Origin of the sequence: Bradyrhizobium sp. (genome assembly GCF_049581145.1) — a bacterium.
In the GTDB taxonomy this organism is placed as follows: domain Bacteria; phylum Pseudomonadota; class Alphaproteobacteria; order Rhizobiales; family Xanthobacteraceae; genus Bradyrhizobium.
This window is the reverse complement of record NZ_JBAURI010000856.1, coordinates 1-2,689: the sequence shown is the minus strand read 5'-3', so window position 1 is coordinate 2,689 and position 2,689 is coordinate 1. Positions and strand designations below refer to the sequence as shown.

The window sequence follows — 2,689 nt, the reverse complement described above, 5'->3', positions numbered from 1 at the left end:
GCATCCAGGCGCCGACGGTTTCGAAATGCCGGATCTGGCCCTGCAATTGCTGGGTGACGGTGTGGATGTCGCGGAAGCGGCGCTCCAGCGGATGGCTCTCGAAGATGGCGGTGGCGCCGGCGGCGTTGTAGGCGAAGTCGACCGCCTCGCGCGCCTTGTGAATGGCATGGGTTGCGGCCATGCGAACCGTGATGCGCTGTTCGACCGTGATCAGCGCTCCCGCGCAGAGATGCTTCCAGATCTCGGCCATCGATTGCAGCACGAAACCGCGGGCGGCGCGGAGGTCGAGTTCGGCCTGGGCCAGGCCGGTCTGCACCACGGCATTGTCGCGCAGCGGCTTAATAGTGCCGCGCGGCACCTTGTTGCGCGCCAGGTCGATGAAGCAGTCGAGCGCGCCGCGCGCGATGCCGCAGGCGACACCGGCGAAGCCGACCTGATAGCAGGTGCCGGCGCCCATGCGGTAGAGCGGGCCGCTCTCGCGGCATTCGCGGTCGAACTCGCGCGTGATCGAGTGATCGGCGCGCACGAAAAAGTCCTCGAGCGCGAACTGGTCGCTCGCGGTGCCGCGCAGGCCGACCGTGGTCCAGATGTCAGTCCACGCCACGTCGCAGCTCGGCACCAGCATTGTGCGCTCCAGCTGCACGCCGTTGTCGTCGAGCCGGGGGGAGCCGTCGGCCGCAAAGACCGGGCAATGCGCGCCGAGCCAGGTGGCATGACGGCCGCCCGAGGCGAAGGCCCAGACGCCGCTGACCCGGTAGCCGCCCTCGCATTCAACCGCCCTGACCCTGGGACCGGGTCCCCATGCCAGCACCGCGCGCGGATCGCCACCGAAGATTGCATGCGCCACCGGCAGATCGAGATAGGCCGCCGCCATCGCGCAGCCGCCGGCCTGGCTCAGGCACCAGGCCGTTGAACCGTCGGCTTGTGCGATGGTCTCGATCACATGGAAGAAGGTCACGGGATCGGTCTCGATGCCGCTCTGCGCGCGCGGCAGCAGCAGGCGAAACAGCTCCGCCTGGTGCAGCCGGTCGAGCAGTGCCGGCGGCAATCGGCGGTGTTTCTCGATATCGGCGGCGGCGGCGGCCACCGCCGATCGGACCGCCTCGGCCCGCGCGATCAGGTGACGGTCGCCCGCAAGGTCGGCGAAAGCTGCGATCGGCATGGGTCAGGCGGTCCTCTTGGCGCCCACTCCGGGAAGCAAGGACGTGGTTGCCGTCAATTCCCGGTCGATCTGCTCGATGGACTTGCCCCTCGTCTCCATTCCAAAAAAATAATAGACCGCGCCGGTCATCAGGAACCAGCAGCCGAGATAGAGGAAAGCCAGGGGTATCTCGGGCAGCGGGACGTCAGGCTTGAGATAGTTGTTGGAGCCGATGATCAGCGCGAGTCCGACCGGCCCGATGATCTTGCCGATGCCGCCAAAGCCATAGGCTGAGCCCATGCCCGATGTTCGCAAATGCGAGGGCCAGACTTCGGCCGCGTAGGGACCGACGATGGCAAAGCCGCCGTCGGCGAAGAAGAAGGTGAGTGCCAGGATCAGCCAGAACGCCGACACGCCCATCAAGGTCGCATCATAATTGTAGCCCGCCAGGATGGTCAGGAAGCCCGCGCCGAAACCCAAAAGTCCGCCGGCGTTGCGCCGTCCCATGATCTCCGAGAAGAAGGAGAAGGACAGCCGACCCATGAAGCCGAAGACGCTGAGCAGGATCATCATCTTGGCTGCTTCCTGCGGCGTCACCTTCAAGAGCAGGACGAACAGCGAGGGCGCCCACAGCGTGATGCCGTAGACCCCTGTCTGCGCGCCGGCATTGCCGAGCCAGGAGACCAGCAGGCTGCGCGGATATTTGAACAGGTCGAGCCAGTTGCTGACCACGATCGGACCGGCATCGGCGGCGGTCGGCATCGGCAGCGCAGAGGGGTCGACCTGCAGCGTCCAGGCCAGCGACTTGCGCGCCTCCTCATAGCGTCCCTGGCGGCAGAGCCAGCGCGGGCTTTCCGGAACCCACAGCCGGACCAGCAGCACGAGCAGCGCCGGCAGCACGCCGATGGCGAACAACAGCCGCCACTGATCGTTGCCCATCACCGCGCCCAGCACGGCGCCGAGGCCGACTCCGAGCGGGATCACGCAGGTGACGAGGCCGCCGACCCAGCCGCGTTTGGAGGCGGGCATGAACTCCTGCACCAGCGGCAGGTCGACGCAATACAGCCCGCCGACGCCGGTGCCGACGAAGAAGCGCATCACCGCGAGATAGATCCAGCCATCGTCGGGCGTGAAATAGAGCAGGCCGGTCGCAATCGAGAAGTTGAGCACGGTCCCGATGAAGACCACGCGGCGGCCGATGCGATCGGCGAGCCAGCCCCAGGCATAGGCGCCGAGGATTGCGCCGATGCCGGAACTCATCAAAACGGTTGCGGATTGGCCGAACGTGAGCTTCCACGGCCCGATCAGGAAGGCGAGCACGAAGCCGATCAGGAAGTAATCGAAAAATTCCAGCGCATCGCCGAGGATCGCGGCGGCAAGGATCTTGATCTGATTGCCGGTCAGACTCGTGCGTCGATCGAGCTCATCGAACATGGCATTTCCCCTTGGCGCTTCTTGATCTTTTTTGCGGCGGGCGTCGCGCCTGCGCAGCGCCGTATCGATCAGGCTACTCCGTGTTCGCGGCGAACGGCAAGCCCACCCCACCGT

Annotated in this window: 2 protein-coding genes; both read right to left on the bottom strand. The window is 66.1% G+C overall.

Annotated elements, in window-relative coordinates; all coding sequences use genetic code 11:
* A partial coding sequence (locus WCB02_RS28110; RefSeq protein ID WP_423963020.1) for an acyl-CoA dehydrogenase family protein occupies positions 1 to 1,162 on the bottom strand: 1,162 nt, incomplete at its 3' end.
* Positions 1,163 to 1,165: 3 nt separating this feature from the next.
* A complete protein-coding gene (locus WCB02_RS28105) occupies positions 1,166 to 2,575 on the bottom strand; it encodes an MFS transporter (protein WP_423963019.1) in 1,410 nt (469 codons plus the stop codon).
* Positions 2,576 to 2,689 lie beyond the last annotated feature (114 nt).